Source organism: Bifidobacterium sp. ESL0822 (assembly GCF_052606675.1).
In genome coordinates this window covers 935,802-954,988 of the sequence record NZ_CP199596.1, presented here as the reverse complement: position 1 = coordinate 954,988, position 19,187 = coordinate 935,802, and the positions used below count along the sequence as shown (strand labels likewise).

Sequence of the window (19,187 nt, the reverse complement as noted above, 5' to 3'; positions counted from 1 at the left end):
TGAACACTCTCGAAATGCCCCTGAAAGGTAGTCTGTGTCTTATCGCAGCGGAGCAATCCATATCCGCTGTGGAAATCAAGGCAGCAAACGAAGCAAGGGAGTGACAGGCGTGGACGACAAGCAGCGCATCATGCAGATCATCGAAGATAAGTCACAGGAGTTCATCGAGGCCGCCGACCATATTTGGGGTACCCCCGAGACCAGGTTTGCCGTCAAGGAGTCGGTCCAGCAGCACTACAAGGTGTTGGAGCAGGAGGGCTTTGACATCGAGAAGGGCGTGGGCCATATGGACTATGCCTACGTGGCGACCTGGGGCTCGGGCCGTCCGGTGATAGGTATCACCGGCGAATACGACGCCCTCGGAGGCCTCAGCCAGGTGGCTGATCTGGGCGAGCACAAGCCATTGGTCGAAGGTGGCAATGGACAAGGCTGCGGCCACAACATTCTGGGCATGGCTGCCGTAGCGGCAGGAGTGGGCATTAAGACTTTCATGGAGGAAAAGGGTCTCAAGGGGACCATCAAGGTCTTCGGCTGCCCGGCTGAGGAGTCGGGCTACGGCAAGGCCTTCATGGCCAGGGATGGTGTCTTCGACGGGCTGGACCTGGCCCTGTCCTGGCATCCCTCGGATGTGACCCAGGCTTGGGGTTCCTCCAGCCTGGCGGTCCTGCAGGCCTACTTCGACTTCACCGGCGTGCCGGCGCATGCGGCTGCGGCTCCCGAACTGGGCCGGAGCGCCCTGGATGCCGCTGAGCTGATGAACGTGGGCGTGCAGTTCCTGCGCGAACACATGATCGATGAGGCCCGCGTGCACTATGCCTTTATCGACGCAGGCGGTGAATCTGCCAACGTGGTGCAGTCCCATGCCCGGCTCTACTACTTCGTGCGCGCCCCCAGGATGGATCAGGCCCAGGATCTGTTCAAGCGGGTGGAGAAGATCGCCCAGGGTGCGGCCCTGATGACCGAGACCCAGGTCAAGGAGGAGTTCGATGCGGCCTGCTACAACTTCATCCCCAACCATCCGCTGACCGAGGCCATAGACAGGAACCTGGACCTCGTCGGCCCTCTGCCGCTGGACCAGCAGGAGCTGGACTACGAACGCCGCTACACCGACACGGTCCCCGATGCCGGCAAGCAGCGGGTGCTCGGCCGCACCAAGGCTGCCTTCCCTGATCTTCCGGATGAGGAAGTCAGGAAGATGGCCGAGTCCACCATGGCTCTGAAGAAGTATCCGCTGGTTTTCACCGATACGGCATCGGGATCCACCGATGTCGGCGATGTCAGCTGGCAGACGCCCACCGCCCAGTTCAGCGGCGGCTTCGAGCCCCAGGGTACCTCGGCTCATTCTTGGCAGTGGGCGGCCAACGGCAAGTCCTCGGTGGCCCACAAGGGTCTGCTGGCTGCGGGCAAGACCCTGGCCCTGACTGCTTATGATGCCTTTACCGACCCGGACCTGGTCAAGGCCGCCAAGGAGGACTTCGACAAGACATTCGCCGGCCAGGAGTACAAGGTCGTCATCCCTGACGATGTGATGCCCCACTGACCTACTGTTCGGCTGCCGCCGGGCCCTGTGATCCCTGCGGATCACTTCGCCCGGCGGCGGTTGGCTTCGACTGAAGGATGACAGACCAATGGCAATCAAACAATCCTCAAAAACGGCGAGCGGAACGCTGATCTTCTCCCTGATGGCCGGTTACTCGATCGTGTACATGGACAAGAACATGATCTCGACCGCCATCATCCCCATCTCCGAGCAGTTCCACCTCGACTCGGGGCAGACAGGCATCATCATGTCGGCCTTCTTCCTGGGCTACTCGCTCATGCAGATTCCCAGCGGTTGGCTGGCCGACCGACTTGGGGCCAAGCGTGTGCTGATGGCCTCCATGATCATCATCGGTCTGTTCAGCTATCTGTTCGGCCTGGCCAATGGTCTGGTCTTCTTCATCATCGTCCGGTTCTTCGCCGGCATGGGCCACGGCGGCTACCCGCCCTCCTGTTCCAAGTCGATTGCGGAGAACTTCCCGCAGGAACGGCGCACCTTCGTACAGTCGCTGATCCTGTCGACCTCGGGCATTGGCGGCATTCTGGCCTTCGTCCTGGGAGCCAACCTGGTCGCCATCAACTGGCACCTGGCATACACAGTGCTGGGCACCCTCTATCTGCTGGCATTTGTCTGCATCCTGATCTTCGTGCCCTCCAAGCCCCGCCAGCCCGAGGTTGACCAGAAGCCCGGAGTCAAGGGTGCAGGGTTCCTCGAGGTGCTGAAGAATAGGAACGTGCTGGTCCTTTTCGTGGCCATGCTTCTGCTCAACATCCTCCTGTACGGCAATATCTCCTGGATGCCTACCTTCATCAAAAAAACCTTCGGGCTTTCAATCGGTCAGGCCGGCATCCTGCTGGCGGTCAATGCGGTATTCACGACCGTAGCCACCATCTATGCCGGTCAGTTGCTCTCCAAGCTCTTCCTGGGCAGGGAGAAGGTGGCCATCCTGGGTGCCGGACTGATCAGTGCCGTCCTGGTCGTATGCTTCGTTTTCTCGCGCAACATCTGGCTCTCCCTCCTGCTGCTGATCCTGGTATCCTGCGTCTCCGTGGTGGCCTTCACCGGCATCTTCACCTGGCCACACAAGATCATGGACCCGCACATCATCGGATCCGCCATTGGCATCATCAATACCGGCGGCACCTTGGGCGGATTCCTGGCCCCCATGATCATCGGCTACCTGGTCAAGGCCGCCGGCGGTTCCTTTGTTGGAGCCTTCCTCTTCATGGGTGCGGCGGCCATCGCCTCCGGACTGATGGCTCTGCTGGTCAAGGTTGGCAGGTAAAGCCAAAGCCCGATCGGCCTGAGCAATGGCTTCCGGTCCCGAAGATCAATGGTCTGGGGCCAAGCCTTGACTGCCGAGTTGCAAGACAAAAGGCCCGCCCTCTGGGTGATTTCAGGGGGCGGGCCTCTTCTATGCCGGCTATGGGAGTGAGATCAGCGATCCGGCTGCTCCCAGATGGTGCCCAGCCTGGCGATGGAGAGGGAATCTATCAGGGCCTTGCCTTCGCCGGATTCGGCAATCAGGCGGATGCCGCGCGGCCCTTCGGCGGGGAAGGAGTAGGAGGACATGATCTCCAGGCCGTCGTTGACGACGACCTCGATCGAGCCCCGGTCTACGATGATGCGCAGCTTGAGCTTGCCCGAGGACTGGTCGACGGGAGCCGTACGGTAACCTCGGTCCCCGTAGGTGTTGCAGTGGCGGTCAAGCACCACGCGGCCCAGCTGGTCGTCATAGCAGACCAGTGTATGGTCGCCGGATTGCGTCCTGTGGATCTCCAGACCGATGCGTTCGGCCTGGGACTTGTTCAGATCGATCTCAAGATTGATGTCGGCGGTCTGCGCATCCTCCACCAGATCCCGGCTGCCGTTGACCTCCAGTTCGATGGCACCGAAGTCCTGCCGGTCCTGGTCCAGGCTGGAGAACTCACGCACCGGTAGGCAGCGCAGGTGATCGCCGGCCAGGGTGACCTCGCGGGGCACCGTGAACTGGCCGCACCAGCCATCCTCCTGCATGGGGATGGGCTCGGTGAAGGGGCTCATCCATCCGAAGACCAGCCGACGGCCGTCAGGGGCCTGGAAGGTCTGAGGGGCATAGAAGTTATGGCCGTCATCCCAGAGGTGGAACTCTGTCTCCTGATGGAAGTCGCCGCCGGGCTGCCAGCTGCCGATCACGTAGCCGGCATTGTTGTGGTTGCGAGCTTCGAATCCGTGGGGCTTCAGGCCCATTGCCGAATAGCAGATCACCCACTTGTCCTCCAAGGGGAACATGTCGGGGCACTCCAGCATGAAGACCTCAGGGTCGGGGTGCCGGTAAATCGCCCGGTCAAAGTTCCAGTGCTCCATGTCATTGGAGGTATACATCCAGATCTCGCCCCGATGGGCAGGTGTGCTGACCCCGAAGACCATGTACCAGAGCCCGCCCATCTTCCACACCTTGGGATCGCGGAAGTGCAGGATCTTGTCGTCGGGGCAGGGGACTACGACCCCCTTCTTTTCGAAGTGGATGCCGTCTGAGGAGACAGCCATGCACTGCTCCTGAAGATTGCCGTCATCTTCGTTGACCCCATTGCGCCAGCGGTGACCGGTGTAGTAGATGGTCAGGCGGCCGTCGTCGCCCACCACGGCCGATCCGGAGAAAACCCCGTCCTTCTCGACCTCCAGGGTGGGCGCCATGGCCAGGGGCTCGCGCCTCCAGGTGACCAGGTCGGCGCTGGACACATGCCCCCAGTGCATGTTTCCCCACTCGCTCCCATAGGGGTTGAGCTGGAAATAGGCATGATAGCGACCCTTGTAGTAGCTCAGGCCATTGGGGTCGTTGATCCATCCGGCTTTGGATGCTATGTGGCACTGGGGATACCAGCGGTCATTGCGGGTGGCGAAGAGCCGATCGATGCTCTTCTGGGCCTTGTCCAGCTGAGCGCTCATATCGGCATTCTCCTTGTTTGTTGGCTGGTTCATCCTTGAATCCTTTCCGGTTGGATGGGTGCTGATGATGGCTGATGTGGGGATCAGCCCTGGGTTACGGCGTTTTTTTGAGAGTCCCTGATGAAAGGATCGCCGTCAACCTGTTGGTCGTCGCGCTTGAGCACGAAGATGCCGTAGATCAGGGCGATCAGCACCACCAATGAGATGGTGTAGAAGGTGATCCGATCGCCGACCCGGTCGTGGAGGATGCCCAGCGGGGTGGACATGGCCACCTGGCCGACCTGGGAGGCGATCTGGAAGCCCACCATGTAAAGGGTGGCGGACAGCTTGGGGTTGAAGTGCAGGGTGAAGTAGCGGAAGGCCGGCAGGCTGAAGAGCGGGACCTCGATGGAGTGGAAGAGCTTGACGATGGAGACCATGACCGGGTCGTGGAAGAAACCGCACAGGCCAATCCTGGCGAACATGACCGTAGCCCCCAACAAGAGGGAGTTGCGCACGCCGATCTTGCGCATGATGACCGGAACCACGCCCATCATGGCCGATTCCAGAAACACTTGGAAGGAGTTGAGGATGCCATAGACCTCGTGGCCCTGTTCCGGGGTGGGGAAGAGACTGGCATAGTAGTTGGGGAACATCTGTTGGTCGAAGACGGTGTAGAAGGTGTTGGTGAAGACCACGAAGACGATCAGGAGCCACAGGGCGGGCATGCCCAGGACGTGGATCATGTCGCGCAGGGAGGGCTGGGACTTTTCGCCCTCGGGGGTGGACTCCCGCTTGATTTCCTCGCGCTGCTCATTGGGGATCCAGAAGGCGTAGACCAGGAGCATGCAAGCGCCGAAGGCGGATCCCAGCCAGAAGTTGATCATCGGGTTGACGTTGAAAGTAAACCCGGCAATCAGAGCCACAATGGCGTAGCCGAAGGAACCCCAGGCGCGGGACTGACCGTATTCGAATCCGAATTTACGGCTGTACCGCTCGGTGATGGCCTCGATCAGGGAGCAACCCGACATGAAACCTGCGGATAGAACGACTGAACCGAGTACCGCGCCCAGGATCAGGTTGGAATGCATGAGGGGGGCGTAGACGAACTGCACGAAAGGTCCGACCAACGCCGCAATGGCCGCGATGAAGATGGCGAGCCTACGCTTTACCCCCAGCTCGTCCTGGATGACCCCGTAGACAAACATTATTATCAGTGTGCCCAAGGAGTTGATGGAGTAGATGTTGCCGACCTGGGCGTTGGTCATACCGAGGCCGTTGGTCAGCCAGGGCGAGTAGAAGGACCACCAGATGCCCCAGGCGCAGAAGAAGAAGAATATTCCGGTGGAGGATTCCAAATATGATGGATTCCTCCATGCTGATGATTTGGCGGCCATGTTGCCCCTCTCTCCTTGTCACGCACCGCTTCTCCGCAGTGCCTTAAGGTCCGATGCACTTACTGTGTGCAGAGCGAATCCTGGTAGGTATAGTAGACCGTCAATCGATTTACGTCAAACGATTGACAATTGCTGTGTGAACCTGTGCACGATAAGCAACCAGCCGGGGATGCTGACCGATTGTAGATTGGTGCGAAGCCCGCCAGTATGCGACCTTGGTTCACCATCTTGCGACGGTGAGAGGGGTGAGGGAAGTGTGATTCTGGCTTAGCGGTTGGCCGGGTTCGGGTCCGAGGCTGCATCGAGGCGGGTGGAACCCTTGCGGATCAGAGCGCAGTGGATGCGCACCCCGCCAGCTTGATCGAGCGGCGGCAGGACGGCACGGGTTTTGGGCAGTGGCAGAGCAATGCGACGGGGGTTGATTTGTGCCAGCAGTCGCCGCACTGCCCAGAAGCCCATCTCGTAGTGGGGCAGTTCGACAGTGGTCAAGGGGGGTGCCGTGGTTTCGGCTACGACCTGGTGGTTGTCCACGCCTACCAGGTTCAGATCCTTGCCGATGATTAGATGGCGGGCGGCGGCGGCCTGGTAGAGGTAGAAAGAACGCGAATCATTGAAGCAGAAGACGCCATCGGGGTGCTGGTCGTCCATCAGATCATCTACCTGGTCCATGGCCTCCTGGTTGAAGCCCACCAGTCGGATCAAGGCCTGACTTGCAGGTAACCCGGCTTCCTTGAGGGCGGCCTGATACCCTCGCATTCTGTCTTCCTGCGCGGGCAGATCCTGTGTGGTGCCCAGATAGGCCACTCGGCGGCAGCCTGATTCGATCAGATGGCGGGTGGCATCGTAGCCGACCAGAAACTCGTCGGGGGCGATGCTGGGGCAACGGTCTGCCCGCTCTACCGCGTTGACCACCACGGTAGGGCAGGAGCGCAGATCCTGGGGCAGGTCGACATTCTGGTTGTACATCTTGGCGAAGAGGAAGCCGTCCACCCCATAGCGCTTCAAAGCCTGGATCTGTTCGGATTCCCGGACGCTTCCATCTGTGGAGACGGTGAGAAGCACATATCCGCGCTCGGCTGCCGCATCCTGCGCGCCCTGAATGATGGCGCCTGCATATGGTGTGGTGGCTACCTCTTCGCTGATGAAGCCCAGCATGCCGGTCTTGCTGGTACGCAGTGACCTTGCCATGGGATTGGGCCGGTAGCCCAGGGTCTTGGCTGTGCTGCGCACCTTTCGGGCGGTTTCCGACTTGACCCTGCCCTTGTCGCGGCCGTTGAGCACCAGTGAGACCGTGGAGACGGATACGCCTGTGCGCTCGGCGATCTGCTTCATCGTGATCATGGGCACACCTTAACCTACTCAGGCGATTTCAGCCCGGCCGATCTTCAGTGAGAGTGGGCTTTCAGCGGTTCTCCCCGCCCAGGATCCGGTTGACCCGCTCCACCTTCTCGTGGATCTGATCCCGCTTGCCGGGACGGATGTCCAGCCTGAGACTGACCCCGGTCCGATACCCCTGCTCGGCCAGGACCCGTGTAGCCTCTTCCACGACCTCCATGACCCGATGCAGATCCCCCTCGACAACGGTGCTCATGGCGTTGGTCTGGTTGGGCAGTCCCGAATCCCTGATGACCTTGATGACCTGGGCCACATAGGTGGACAGTTCCTCACCCTGACCAGAAGGTGCAATAGTGACTTCGGCTACGGTGTTTAGATAGGATGGGTCATTCATGTCGGGCATATCGGGAACCTTTCCGCATCGATTGGTGTTCGTAGGCAGGATGCCCGGTGTCCCCAGCGGTCACCTGCGCGGCCTCCCGCTCATGCCTCGATGGTAGGCCTCTGCGCTGACAGCAGGTCACCCGCCGAAGGTATGCTGGAGTCCGGTCATCAGGTCGTATGCCCCGGCAGGGGCTCCCGAGCAGAAGGTGTGATCAGTGGCAGTATCGAAACTGGATGAGGTCATCTCCCTGGCCAAGCGCCGAGGGTTCGTTTTTCCCGCAGGGGAGATCTACGGCGGGACGCGCTCGGCCTGGGATTATGGTCCCCTGGGCGTGGCCCTCAAAGACAACATTAAGCGTGAGTGGTGGCGGACCATGGTGGTCACCCGCGACGACGTGGTCGGCGTGGACACCTCGGTCATCCTGCCCACGGCTGTCTGGGAGGCCTCAGGCCATGTCTCCGTATTCAACGACCCCCTGATCGAGTGCCTGAACTGCCACAAGCGGCACCGGGCCGACACCCTGGAGGAGGCCTACGTCGAGAAGCACGGCCATGATCCGGAAAACGGCCTCAAGGACATCCCCTGCCCGGACTGCGGCACCAAGGGTCAGTGGACCGAGCCGCGCGACTTCAATATGATGCTGCAGACCCACCTGGGACCCGTCCAGGACGAGAAGAGCCTGCACTACCTGCGTCCCGAGACCGCCCAGGGCATCTTCGTGGACTTCAAGTCGGTCATGGCCTCCTCCCGCTCCAAGCCCCCCTTCGGCATCGCCAACATGGGCAAGAGCTTCCGCAACGAGATAACGCCAGGCAATTTCATCTTCCGTACCCGCGAGTTCGAGCAGATGGAGATGGAGTTCTTCGTCCACCCCGGCACCGATGAGGAATGGCATCAGTATTGGATCGACGCCAGGACCCGTTGGTACGTGGACCTGGGCGTCAAGCCCGAGAACCTGCGACACTACGAGCACCCCAAGGAGAAGCTGGCCCACTATTCCAAGCGGACCGTGGACATCGAGTACCGGTTCGGCTTCCAGGGTTCCGAGTGGGGCGAGCTGGAGGGCGTGGCCAACCGCACCGATTACGACCTCAAGGCCCATGCCGAACACTCGGGTGAGGATCTGAGCTACTTCGACCAGGCCAGCGGGGAACGCTACATCCCCTACGTGATCGAGCCTGCCGCCGGTCTGACGCGCTCGCTGATGGCCTTCCTGGTGGATGCCTATGACGTGGACGAGGCCCCCAACACCAAGGGCGGGGTCGACCGGCGCACCGTGCTGCGTCTGGACCCAAGGCTGGCTCCGGTCAAGGCTGCCGTCCTGCCCCTGTCCAAGAAGCCCGATCTGCGGCGGGTCGCCCACGACCTGGCCGCGGACCTTCGCCAGAACGAGTGGATGGTGGACTACGACGAGTCCGGGGCCATCGGCCGCCGCTACCGTCGTCAGGACGAAATCGGTACGCCCCTGTGCATCACCGTGGACTTTGATACCTTGGACGACAAGGCGGTTACCATCCGCAACCGCGACTCCATGCAGCAGGACCGGGTGGCCCTGGACCAGGTGGAGGACTATGTGCGCCGGGTCGTCGGCGAGCAGCGGGTGCGTTACCCCATGGGCCCGTCCGACCTGACCGGCGCGCGCGCCGCCGACGGTTACACGGATCTGGCCAGCGAGCCGGGCACGGACGAGAGCGAACCCATCAAGGTGGCCGAGGCCGGTGGCCGGTACTGAGACTGATCGCTTGACCCCGAAGGTTGCTCCGGTGCAGTTGGGCCCGATAACCGTGCCCGTACCGGTCATGCTTTCGCCCATGGCTGGCGTGACCAACTGGCCTTTCCGCCTGCTCTGCCGTGAGTATGGACCAGACGGACTGTATGTTGGGGAGATGGTGACGGCCCGAGCCCTGGTGGCGCGCAACCCCAAGGCCTTCCGGCTCTGCCGCTTCGCACCCAAGGAGAAGGTGCGTTCCCTGCAGCTGTACGGTGTGGACCCTCAGATCATGGAGCAGGCCACCCGGATGGTGGTTGATGCGGGCTGGGTCGATCATATCGACATGAACTTCGGCTGCCCGGTTCCCAAGGTCACCAGACATGGCGGCGGATCCGCCCTGCCCTGGAAGACCGACCTCTTCTCCGAACTGGTCCATCGGGTGGTCGCCGTCTGTTCGCCTGCCGGAATCCCCGTCACCGCAAAGATCCGTGTGGGCATCGACCATCAGCACGAGACCTTCCTGGAGGCGGCCCACATCGCCCAGGAGGAGGGGTGTGCCGCCATCACCCTGCATGCCAGGACCACGGCTGAGTACTACGGCGGCCATGCCGACTGGGACCGTATCGCCGAGCTGGTTCAGGCCGTGGACATCCCCGTCTTCGGCAATGGCGACATCTGGACCGCCGAGGATGCCTTGGACATGTTCGCCCAGACCGGCTGCGCAGGCGTGGCCATCGGTCGGGGCTGCCAGGGCCGTCCCTGGCTCTTTGCCGACATCGCCGCGGCCCTGGCCGGCTCGCCGGAACGGCAGGAGCCCACTCTGGGCCAGGTGGGTGCCATCATGGCCCGCCATGCCCGGCTCCTGGTCGAGTTCTACGACGGCGACGAGCGCATGGCCATCCACGATATGCGCAAGCATGTGGCCTGGTATCTCAAGGGCTTCGCCGTGGGCGGCCAGGTGCGCCGCGATTTCATGTCCTGCGAGAGCCTGGAGGAGCTGGACCACTGCATCGCCGACCTTGACCAGGACATGCCATATCCGCGGGCCGTGGCCGGCAAGCCCCGGGGTCGGGTACGGTATGCCAAGAAGGTCCGCCTGCCCTATGGCTGGCTGGATTCGCGGACCACCACACATCAGGAGCGCGAGACGCTCTTCGGTAACGACCCCATGGATGCCTCCTACTGAAGCCGGAAATGATCCCGTCACCAACCATGCGCATCCGGGTCTAGAATCAGGGTTTAGAATACGGACAGAACGGCGTGGAGGTTCTTGGAGGCCAGGGCGGTTGGCTCTGACCTCCCGGGCCCTGGGCCCACGGCCGTCAGGGAGGGTCGGAACGCCTGTGGGCAAATGCGTGTTGGCGTATATGACCTGCGCTAGAGTTAAGCGTAACGTGAGTGACGGGAGCATACTGTGAGCGAGATTGCCCAGAATGACAATTTCAATGACAAGACCAACATCAAGGTTGTTGGTGTTGGTGGAGCCGGTGGCAATGCTGTCAATCGCATGATCGCCGAGGGTCTGCAGAATGTCGAATTTGTGGCCATCAATACCGATGCCAAGGATCTCCTGCGCTCAGAAGCCGATGTGAAGATCTCCCTTTCTGATGCCAACAGCCGCGGCCTGGGAGCCGGAGCCGATCCGGAGAAGGGTGCCAAGGCCGCCCAGGACCATCAGTCCGACATTGAAGAGGTTCTCAAGGGCGCCGATATGGTCTTCGTCACTGCAGGGGAGGGTGGCGGCACAGGTACCGGTGCCAGCCCGCTAGTGGCGCGCTCGGCCCGTCAGCAAGGCGCACTCACCATCGCCGTGGTCACCCGGCCGTTCACTTTTGAGGGGCCCAGGCGATCCGCCTCCGCCGAATCGGGCATCGAGAACCTGCGCAAGGAGGTCGATGCCCTTATCGTTATCCCTAATGACCGGCTTCTGGATCTCTCTGATCGCACGGTCTCGGTCATGGATGCCTTCAAGACCGCCGACACGGCCCTGTTGGCCGGCGTTCAGGGCATCACCGATCTGATTACCATGAACTCCTACATTCATGTGGACTTCTCCGATGTCACTGCCATCCTGAAGGATGCCGGGACCGCCCTCTTCGGCATCGGCGCAGCCAGGGGCGAGGATCGAGCCACCCAGGCCGCCGAAATCGCCATCTCCTCTCCGCTCCTGGAGGAGAGCATCGAGGGTGCCCATGGAGCCCTGATCAACGTGGCCGGCCCCACAGACCTGAGCATGCAGGAGGCCTCCGCCGCCGCCCAGCTGGTTCAGGATGCCATCCATCCCGAGGCGCAGATCATCTGGGGACTGGCCTTGGACGACGCTTACGGGGACGAAGTGCGGGTTACGGTCATCGCAGCAGGATTCGATCCCACCCCAAAGAAGGACGAGACTCCAGCCCCTGCAGCGGACTCGACTACCGCTCCGACGGTGGCCACTCCGATCCAGGAGCCCCAGCAGCCGCTGACGAACCCGTCCGCTCAGGCGGAGTCGGAGTCCGATGAGACCTCCGAACATGATGTAGTGCCCCCCGCCTCCGGCGACGACGGCACCTCCGACCCGGGATATCTGGATATCCCTGACTTTCTGCGGTAATCAGGCGAAGGAGCAGGTATGGCAGGATTGATGAAGAACGCAATGTCCTTTTTCGGCATGTCGGACGTCGTGGACGACGATGACGAGGACCTGGCCGACGATGACGAGGCCCGAGATGGCTTTGACACCGATCACTCTGTGACTCCCATGGCTCCGCAATCCACGTCCAGCAGCCAAGAGACCGAGTCCACGCCCTTCCAGAGCCGGATCAACCGCATCACCACCATCCATCCCAAGTCCTATGAGGATGCCCAGATGGTCGGCCGGGCCCTGCGAGACGGGGTGCCGGTGGTTCTCAACCTGACTGGCGTGTCCGAGTCGGTTGCATACAGGATCGTCGATTTTTCCGCCGGCGTGGTCTTCGGGGTACGTGGGTCCATCGAACGGGTCACCCCCAGGGTCTTCCTGCTCAGCCCTGCCCAGGTCAACATCAAGGTGGAGGAGCCCGAGTCGGGCTCCTCGGCCAAGGGGCTTTTCGCCCAGTGACCGACGCCCTGGCAGCCGTGTCCGCAGGAGCCTAAAGACGCATGCTTGTTCCTTTTCTTCGATACCTGATAGACATCTGCATTGAGACCTACCTGCTCATCCTCTTCGTGCGGATGATCCTGGACTGGGTCTTGGTTCTGTCGCCCCGCTGGTACCCCCGTGGCTTCGTGGCCTCGCTCATTCGGGTGATCTATGCCCTGACTGAACCGCCCCTGCGCTGGCTGCGCCGGTACATCCCGCCCCTGCCCATGGGCAGGATTCAGCTCGACGTCTCCTTCATGGTCCTCTACGCCGCCCTGATCATTATCCAGGTGCTCCTGGGGTAGAGACAAGACCGCGGATACGGCAGACTCCGTGCTAGCATGCAGTAAGAGAACACAATCGGGCTGGTTGGCCTGAAGCGAGGTGGAGAAACATATGGCTCTATTGACGCCTAATGACATAAGGGAGCATACCTTCCAGACAGTGCGGTTTAAGGAAGGCTACGACGTCGACGAGGTCGACGACTTCCTGGATCAGGTCACCGATACGGTTGAGGCCCTGGGCAAGCAGGCCATGCAAGGCAACGCCGCTTCCACCCAGTCCCTGGGTACCGATGTGGCCTCACTGAACTCAAAGATTTCCGACTTGACGGCTCAGGTGGAATCCCTGCAGACGGAGAATCGGGACCTGAAGCAGGCCCAGGGATCGGCTGCGGCCCAGCAACCGGCCGTGGATGCCCAGACCAAGCGACTTCTGGCAGAGTCCCAGAGTCAGGTCAAGACCCTGGCCTCCCAGAACGACCAGCTCAAGCGTCAGGTCGAGCAGCTGAACTCGCAGATTGACCAGCTAACCGCCCAGGCCGCTGCGGGCAACAACACCCAGGCGCTGACCAACCAATTGACGGCCATGCAAAAGGAGCGCGACCAGGCCCGCCAGCAGGTCCAGGCGCTGACCAACCAGCTCAATGCCTCACAACAGAGCATGGCCACGGCCCGCCAGCAGATTACCCAGGCACAGAAGGTCTCTCAGGAACAGCAGCAGCGCACCGAGCAGCTGAACAAGCAGCTGGAGGAGTCCCGCAAGCGCGAGGAGCAGCTGCGTGAGCAGGTCTCCAAGGCCGAGCCCTCCACCGAAACGGGCAGTCTGCAGCGGATCGCGGGGGCCGGTGCCGAGGCGAGCAGCGAGCCCGAGAGGGCCACTGCCATGCTCACTCTGGCCATGCAGCTGCACGACCAGTACGTAGACAAGGGCAAGGCCAACGCTTCCCAGCTGGTGGCCGAGGGACACGCCCAGCATGACGACATCGTCAAGAAGGCGGAGGACTACTCCAAGAGGACCCGCGCCGAGGTGGACGAGTACTCCAAGCGCGTGCACTCCGAGGCTGATGGCTACTCACAGCGCGTACGCTCCCAGGCCGACGAGTACTCCGTCAAGACCCGTTCCGATGCCGACGCCTATTCCAAGCGCCAGCACAACCAGGCTGATGAGTACGAGACCCAGGTGCAGACCCGGGCGCAGGAGTACGACAAGAACACCCGTGACAGCGCGGATCGTTATGCCGCCGATGTCAAGAACAAGCTCATGGATCAGTCCAAGGTTCTTGAGGAGAACATCCAGGGACTCAAGCAGTTCGAGGCGGGCTACCGGAGCAAGCTGACCGAGTTCCTCAACCAGCTGATCAACCAGATTTCGGACACCAGCAATTACCAGTCCATGGAAAAGAAGTCCGAACAGGCCCACTGATTCCATAAGGTAATGACGAAGAACACATTTATGAGACGGCTGCGCGGGCGCGTGGCCGTCTTCGTCGCTCTGGCGGCAGTGGCCATCGCCCTGGACCAGGTGACCAAGGCCCTGGCCCTGGCTCGGCTGGGCAGCGGTGTCAGGGTGGCTCTGCCCGGGCCACTGCGTGGACTGCGACTGGTACGCAACCCCGGGGCCTCGCTTGGATTGGGGTCCGGGAGTACCTGGGTCATATCCCTGATTGCCCTGGCAGCCTGTCTGCTCATCATTGTTCTGGCTCTGCGCACCACCTCCATGGCCTGGACTTTGGTTCTTTCCCTGGCCTTCTCCGGGGCGGCAGGCAATCTGATCGACCGAGTGGCCTATGCTTCGCGCTTCCTCGATGGAGCCGTGGTCGACTTTCTGGACTACGGCTGGTCAGTGGGCAATGTGGCCGACGTCTATCTGACCTTGGCAGGCGTGGCCGTAGTGGTGCTCCTCGTCTGCAATGTGAGGTTTACTGAACAGTCCACGATACAAGAACATGGGGGAGCAGCCAAGTGACCCGGCTTCTTCCTGCGCCGGATGCCCTGGTGGGTCGGCGCCTGGACATGGCCCTGTCCAAGATGCTGGGCCTGTCCAGGGCCAAGGCCAGCGATCTGGTGGCCCAGGGCCATGTGCGGATCATGGGCCGTCGTGTGAACAAGGCCACCACCCTGATGAGCGGCGATCTGATTGAGCTGGACGAGCCTGAGCAAGCCAGACAGGTGGAGCCGGTGGCCGAGGACATGCCTGTGGTCTACGAGGATGAGGACGTGGTCATCGTCGACAAGCCAGTAGGGGTGGCGGCACATCCCTCCATAGGCTGGACCGGCCCAACCGTTCTGGGCAGCCTCCTGCAGCGGGGCACCCACATCACCTCCATGGGGGCCCAGGGCCGTCAGGGCATAGTCTCCCGACTGGACGCGGGCACCAGCGGCCTCATGCTGGTCTGCAAGTCCGACCTGGCCTACAAGGAGATGCGCCGGCAGTTCGCCCGGCATGAGGTGGTCAAGATCTACCACGCCCTGGTCCAGGGCAATCTGACCGAGGACAAGGCCACCATCGAAGCCCCCATCGGCCGGGCCCGGGTCTCGGACTTCCGCTTCACGGTCACGCCTGCAGGCAAGGAGGCCATCACCCACTGGGATGTGCTGGAACGCTTCGGATCGGCCACACTGGTCAGCGTCAATCTGGAGACCGGGCGCACCCATCAGATACGCGTGCACTTCTCCTCCATAGGCCATCCCCTGGTGGGCGATCACATGTATGGGGCCAACCCCGACCTGGCGGACAGGCTGGGCCTGAAGCGGCAGTGGTTGCACGCCATGCGGCTGGAATTCCGCCATCCCCGAACCAAGATCTGGACCAAGGTGGTCTCCTCCTACCCCGCTGATCTGCGCAGATCCCTGCAGATCGAGCGTCAGAGCGCCACTGGTATACGCAGCTAGCGGACTCCAGCGATTCGGCCAGGGGCCTGGGTAAGTTGGAGATATGTCCTCAACCCGGTCAGACTTCGTTCACCTTCACACCCACACCCACTATTCCACCCTGGACGGGGCCAGCAGGATCCCCGACCTGGTTGCCGAGGTGGGACGGCTGGGGCAGCCTGCCGTGGCCATTACCGACCACGGCAACATGCACGGGGCCTATGAGCTTTGGCGCACGGCCGTGGATGCCGACATCAAGCCCATCATCGGCATCGAGGCCTACGTGACCCCAGAGACGGCCCGCCAGGACAAGAGCCGGGTCCACTGGGGAACCGACGAGCAGCGTTCCGACGATGTCTCCGGCGGCGGCTTCATCACCCACATGACCCTTTGGGCCAGCGACGACACGGGCCTGGTCAACCTGATCAAGGCCTCCTCGGTGGCCAACCTGGAGGGCCTGGTCGGCAAGTGGCCCCGCATGGACAAGGATCTGCTGTCCACCTACCACAAGGGGGTCATCGCCACCACCGGCTGTCCCTCGGGCATCGTCCAGACAAGGCTGAGGCTGGGCCAGTTCGATGAAGCCCTGCGGGCCGCCGGGGAGTTCCAGGACATCTTCGGCAAGGAGAACTACTACGTGGAGCTGATGGACCACGGGCTGGAGATCGAGCATCGGGTGACCAAGGATTTGCTGGAGATCGCCCATCGTCTGGATGCCCCCCTGGTGGCCACCAACGACTCGCACTATGTGCGCAAGGAGGACGCCTCGGCCCAGGATGCCCTGCTCTGCATCAACTCGGGATCCCGACTGACCGACCCCGGTCGCTTCAAGTTCGACGGTAGCGGCTACTACATCCGCTCCGCCCAGGAGATGCGCGAGATTTTCAAGGAGTTCCCCGAAGCCTGCGACAACACCCTGGAGATCGCGGAACGATGCAACGTCATGTTCGACGACCATGAGGACGGGGCCTTCATGCCCCGGTTCGACTGCCCGGAGGGTTGGGACGAGACCTCCCTCTTCCTGAAGAAGGTGGACGAGGGGCTGAAGAACCGCTACCCGGACGGGGTGCCCGAGGAGGTCTCCCACCAGGCCGACTACGAGTGCGGGGTCATCTGCCAGATGCAGTTCACCGGATACTTTTTGGTGGTGGCCGATTACATCAACTGGGCCAAGAACCACGGGATCATGGTGGGGCCGGGCCGTGGATCGGCGGCAGGATCCATGGTGGCCTATGCCATGGGCATCACCGAGCTGGACCCGCTCAAGCACGGCCTGATCTTCGAACGCTTCCTCAACCCCGAGCGCGTCTCCCTGCCCGATATCGACGTGGACTTCGACCCGGAGGGGCGCATGAAGGTCCTGGACTACGTGGGCCGCAAGTACGGTTCAGACAAGGTAGCCCAGTGCGTGACCTATGGCACCATCAAGACCAAGCAGGCCCTCAAGGACTCCGCCAGGATCATGGACTACGAGTACTCCGTGGGCGACCAGGTGACCAAGGCCCTGCCGCCTACGGTCAACGGCAAGGACATGAGCCTCAAGGAGATCTTCGATCCCCAGTCCAAGCGCTATCCGGAGGCCAAGGAGTTCCGCGACCTGTACGAGTCCAACCCGGATGTCAAGCGGATCACCGAGGAGGCCAAGGGCATCGAGGGCATCATCCGCCAGACCGGTGTGCACGCCTGCGCCACCATCATGGCCTCCAACCCCATCACCAATACCTCGCCCTTGATGGAGCGCACCGACGGCACAGTGACCACGACCTTCGAGTACCACACCTGCGAAACCCTGGGGCTGGTCAAGATGGACTTCCTGGGGCTGTCCAACCTCACGGTCATCAGGGACACGGTCACCAATATCAAGCGCAACGGCAAGGAGCCCATCAGCATCGAGAAGGTCCCCCTGGACGACAAGGAGACCTACCAGCTGCTGTCCCGGGGCGACACCCTGGGCGTCTTCCAGCTCGATGGTGACGGCATGCGATCCCTGCTGCGCATGCTCAAGCCCGATAACTTCAACGACATCTCCGCCCTGATCGCCCTCTACAGGCCGGGGCCCATGGATATGAACTCGCACATCAACTATGCCAAGCGCAAGAACGGGCTGCAGAAGATCGAGCCCATCCATCCGGAGGTGGCCAAGCCCCTGGCGGGCGTGCTCGATGAGACCTACGGCCTGATCGTCTACCAGGAGCAGGTCCAGTCCGCAGCCCGAATTCTGGCCGGCTACTCCCTGGGTCGAGCCGATGTGCTGCGAAGGGCCATGGGCAAGAAGAAGCCTGACGTCCTGGCCAAGGAGCAGGTTCCCTTCTTCGAGGGTATGAAGGAGCACGGCTACTCCCAGGAGGCGGCCCGGGCGGTCTGGGATGTCCTGGTGCCCTTCTCCGGCTACGCCTTCAACAAGGCGCACTCCGCGGCCTATGCTCTGATCGCATATTGGACCGCTTATCTCAAGACCCACTATCCAGTGGAGTTCATGGCCGCCCTGCTGCAGAACGAGCGGACCAACAAGGACAAGACAGCCCTCTATCTGGGCGAGGCCAGGAGGATGGGCATCCGCATCCTGGCGCCTGACATCAACGAGTCCGTTGCCGAGTACTCCGCTGTCGGCGACGTGGTCCGCTTCGGCCTGGGAGCCATTCGCAATGTGGGCGACAAGGTGGTGGCGGACATCATCAAGGAGCGCCAGGGGCCCCGGGGTAAGTACGTCAACTTCATGGACTTCGTCAAGAGGGTGCCTATGGAGGTGCTCAACAAGCGAACCGTGGAATCCCTGATCAAGGGTGGTGCCTTCGACGGCATCGACCCCAACCGGAGGGCCCTCTTCCAGATCCACGACGAGGCAGTCGACCAGGTCATGCCCATCAAACGCAAGCAGGCCGAGGGCCAGTTCGACCTCTTCGCCGACGCCGATGACGATGAACCCCAGCAGGATGCCTTGGGCGATGCCCAGGTGACCGTGCCCGACATCGACGAGTGGGACAAGTCTACCAAACTCAACTTCGAGCGGCAGATGCTGGGCCTGTATGTGTCCGACCATCCACTGAGCGGCATGACCTCGGTTCTGGCCGGCATGCGCGACATGTCCATCGCCCAGCTGCTCAACCGGTCCAAGGGTATGGACGGCAAGGCTGTGACCCTGGCGGGACTGGTCACCGCCGTGGACCGCCGGGTCTCCAAGAAGGGCAATCCCTGGGCCATCGTCACCATCGAGGACCTGGAGAGCTCCATCCAGTGCATGTTCTTCGGCAAGGTCTACGACGCCCACGCCGACGACCTGGTCCTGGACTCGGTCATCCGGGTGAGGGGAGTGGTCGAGCTGCGGGACGAGGTCACCAACATCCGCGTCAACGATATGGAGGTGCCTGTCCTGGAGTCGGCGGACGAGCGGCCACTGACCATCACCCTGCCCAGGCAGGCCCTGGATAGGGGGCACATGGAGCGGCTGGCCCGGATACTCAAGTCCCACCCCGGCTACTGCCAGGTCCGTTTGGCCGTCACCGACGACCGCGGGAACGTGTGTCTGCTGACCTTTGGCGACGGATTCCGCACCAGGCACGACACCTCCATGATGGCCGAGATCAAGTCGGTCTTCGGCCCCTCCTGCCTGCCGTCGGCCTAGGACGCGCCCGGAACCATCTCACCATTTGGGACGGTGGT

Annotated in this window: 15 protein-coding genes; 11 read left to right on the top strand and 4 right to left on the bottom strand. The window is 62.1% G+C overall.

Annotated features, from left to right (window positions below):
- Positions 1–109: 109 nt before the first annotated feature.
- A complete protein-coding gene (locus tag ACUIAF_RS03920) occupies positions 110–1,540 on the top strand; it encodes an amidohydrolase (RefSeq protein ID WP_015021527.1) in 1,431 nt (476 codons plus the stop codon).
- A gap of 88 nt (positions 1,541–1,628) precedes the next feature.
- Positions 1,629–2,825, top strand: a complete 1,197-nt coding sequence (locus tag ACUIAF_RS03915; RefSeq protein ID WP_015021528.1) for an MFS transporter — start codon at positions 1,629–1,631, stop codon at positions 2,823–2,825.
- A gap of 152 nt (positions 2,826–2,977) precedes the next feature.
- On the opposite strand, the gene ACUIAF_RS03910 is transcribed toward ACUIAF_RS03915, so the two are convergent.
- From ACUIAF_RS03910 to ACUIAF_RS03895, 4 genes are all read right to left on the bottom strand, one after another.
- Positions 2,978–4,501, bottom strand: coding sequence for a glycoside hydrolase family 32 protein (locus ACUIAF_RS03910; protein WP_445339077.1), 1,524 nt, complete (start codon positions 4,499–4,501; stop codon positions 2,978–2,980).
- 50 nt (positions 4,502–4,551) lie between these two features.
- Complete coding sequence (locus ACUIAF_RS03905; protein WP_445339076.1) at positions 4,552–5,844, bottom strand: MFS transporter; 1,293 nt, start codon at positions 5,842–5,844, stop codon at positions 4,552–4,554.
- A 267-nt stretch (positions 5,845–6,111) separates the two neighbouring features.
- On the bottom strand, positions 6,112–7,185 hold the full coding sequence (locus tag ACUIAF_RS03900; RefSeq protein WP_445339075.1) for a LacI family DNA-binding transcriptional regulator: 1,074 nt from the start codon (positions 7,183–7,185) through the stop codon (positions 6,112–6,114).
- A 61-nt stretch (positions 7,186–7,246) separates the two neighbouring features.
- The gene (locus ACUIAF_RS03895; RefSeq protein ID WP_015021531.1) at positions 7,247–7,582 is read right to left on the bottom strand and encodes an MTH1187 family thiamine-binding protein; all 336 of its coding nucleotides are present in this window, start codon (positions 7,580–7,582) and stop codon (positions 7,247–7,249) included.
- Positions 7,583–7,778: 196 nt separating this feature from the next.
- Between ACUIAF_RS03895 and ACUIAF_RS03890 the strand changes: the two genes are divergently transcribed.
- From ACUIAF_RS03890 to dnaE, 9 genes are all read left to right on the top strand, one after another.
- A complete protein-coding gene (locus ACUIAF_RS03890; RefSeq protein WP_015021532.1) occupies positions 7,779–9,296 on the top strand; it encodes a glycine--tRNA ligase in 1,518 nt (505 codons plus the stop codon).
- Positions 9,297–9,306: 10 nt separating this feature from the next.
- A complete protein-coding gene (gene dusB, locus ACUIAF_RS03885) occupies positions 9,307–10,461 on the top strand; it encodes a tRNA dihydrouridine synthase DusB (RefSeq protein WP_445339074.1) in 1,155 nt (384 codons plus the stop codon).
- Between the two features lie 228 nt (positions 10,462–10,689).
- Positions 10,690–11,868, top strand: coding sequence for a cell division protein FtsZ (gene ftsZ / locus ACUIAF_RS03880; protein ID WP_445339073.1), 1,179 nt, complete (start codon positions 10,690–10,692; stop codon positions 11,866–11,868).
- An 18-nt stretch (positions 11,869–11,886) separates the two neighbouring features.
- Positions 11,887–12,354: a cell division protein SepF gene (locus tag ACUIAF_RS03875; RefSeq protein ID WP_110416948.1), complete on the top strand. Its 468-nt coding sequence runs from the start codon at positions 11,887–11,889 to the stop codon at positions 12,352–12,354.
- A 41-nt stretch (positions 12,355–12,395) separates the two neighbouring features.
- Complete coding sequence (locus tag ACUIAF_RS03870; protein WP_110416949.1) at positions 12,396–12,680, top strand: YggT family protein; 285 nt, start codon at positions 12,396–12,398, stop codon at positions 12,678–12,680.
- 91 nt (positions 12,681–12,771) lie between these two features.
- Entirely contained in the window at positions 12,772–14,079 is a 1,308-nt protein-coding gene (locus ACUIAF_RS03865; protein WP_110416950.1) for a DivIVA domain-containing protein, read from the top strand.
- A 12-nt stretch (positions 14,080–14,091) separates the two neighbouring features.
- Complete coding sequence (locus ACUIAF_RS03860; protein WP_033510974.1) at positions 14,092–14,622, top strand: signal peptidase II; 531 nt, start codon at positions 14,092–14,094, stop codon at positions 14,620–14,622.
- Positions 14,619–15,548, top strand: a complete 930-nt coding sequence (locus ACUIAF_RS03855) for an RluA family pseudouridine synthase (protein ID WP_445339072.1) — start codon at positions 14,619–14,621, stop codon at positions 15,546–15,548. Before ACUIAF_RS03860 ends, ACUIAF_RS03855 begins: the two co-directional genes overlap by 4 nt.
- A 43-nt stretch (positions 15,549–15,591) precedes the next feature.
- Positions 15,592–19,149, top strand: coding sequence for a DNA polymerase III subunit alpha (gene dnaE, locus ACUIAF_RS03850; protein ID WP_445339071.1), 3,558 nt, complete (start codon positions 15,592–15,594; stop codon positions 19,147–19,149).
- Positions 19,150–19,187: the final 38 nt, after the last annotated feature.

Excerpts from the sequence above, each read along its gene's own strand:
- ACUIAF_RS03915 (WP_015021528.1), top strand. The coding sequence starts at position 1,629 with ATGGCAATCAAACAATCCTCAAAAACGGCGAGCGGAACGCTGATCTTC.
- ACUIAF_RS03910 (WP_445339077.1), bottom strand. The coding sequence starts at position 4,501 with ATGAACCAGCCAACAAACAAGGAGAATGCCGATATGAGCGCTCAGCTG.
- ACUIAF_RS03905 (WP_445339076.1), bottom strand. The coding sequence starts at position 5,844 with ATGGCCGCCAAATCATCAGCATGGAGGAATCCATCATATTTGGAATCC.
- ACUIAF_RS03900 (WP_445339075.1), bottom strand. The coding sequence starts at position 7,185 with ATGATCACGATGAAGCAGATCGCCGAGCGCACAGGCGTATCCGTCTCC.
- ACUIAF_RS03895 (WP_015021531.1), bottom strand. The coding sequence starts at position 7,582 with ATGCCCGACATGAATGACCCATCCTATCTAAACACCGTAGCCGAAGTC.
- ACUIAF_RS03875 (WP_110416948.1), top strand. The coding sequence starts at position 11,887 with ATGGCAGGATTGATGAAGAACGCAATGTCCTTTTTCGGCATGTCGGAC.
- ACUIAF_RS03870 (WP_110416949.1), top strand. The coding sequence starts at position 12,396 with ATGCTTGTTCCTTTTCTTCGATACCTGATAGACATCTGCATTGAGACC.
- ACUIAF_RS03865 (WP_110416950.1), top strand. The coding sequence starts at position 12,772 with ATGGCTCTATTGACGCCTAATGACATAAGGGAGCATACCTTCCAGACA.
- ACUIAF_RS03860 (WP_033510974.1), top strand. The coding sequence starts at position 14,092 with ATGACGAAGAACACATTTATGAGACGGCTGCGCGGGCGCGTGGCCGTC.
- dnaE (WP_445339071.1), top strand. The coding sequence starts at position 15,592 with ATGTCCTCAACCCGGTCAGACTTCGTTCACCTTCACACCCACACCCAC.